This is a genomic window from Paraburkholderia sp. SIMBA_054, assembly GCF_046534875.1.
GTDB lineage: Bacteria > Pseudomonadota > Gammaproteobacteria > Burkholderiales > Burkholderiaceae > Paraburkholderia > Paraburkholderia hospita.
Genome location: NZ_JAWRXV010000295.1, coordinates 1 through 401, shown reverse-complemented (window position 1 = coordinate 401; position 401 = coordinate 1). Strand labels below are relative to the sequence as shown.

Annotated in this window: 1 protein-coding gene and 1 pseudogene; both read right to left on the bottom strand. The window is 63.6% G+C overall.

All coding sequences use genetic code 11. From position 1 onward, the window contains the following. Nucleotides 1-111: pseudogene (locus SB822_RS55190) on the bottom strand (transcriptional regulator); the annotation flags it as partial. Between the two features lie 85 nt (nucleotides 112-196). After that, on the bottom strand, nucleotides 197-401 hold a 205-nt coding region (locus SB822_RS55185; RefSeq protein WP_410858858.1), incomplete at its 5' end, for a TOBE-like domain-containing protein.

Here is a 401-nt window from a genome sequence, read left to right as displayed (position 1 = left end):
GGTCTGTTTCGATACGCCCGACTGCGACGTGTACAGCACGTTCGCCACTTCGGTCAGGTTCATGTTCTGACGCACGGCCTCGCGCACGAAGCGCAGTTGCTGGAAGTTCATGTTGAAGTGTCCGGTTCAGCGAAAGTTGAATTATTGGAGTGGGTCGCGTTGGATCGAATCGGGTTGCGCATGCGTGCTGAGCCGCTCATTGCGCCGGAAACACGCGCAGCGCGCGCGGCACGGCCGTCACGCCGTCGCCGACCGCGAGTTGCAGCTCGCGCCATGATTCGCGATCGAGTTCGGCTTCGAGCAGATTGCCTTCGCGGCCCGCGAGTTCCACTCGCACCGAGCCGCCCAGCGTCACGACACGCCGCACATCGACGACGATACCTTCGCGGTGCCCCGCCGAC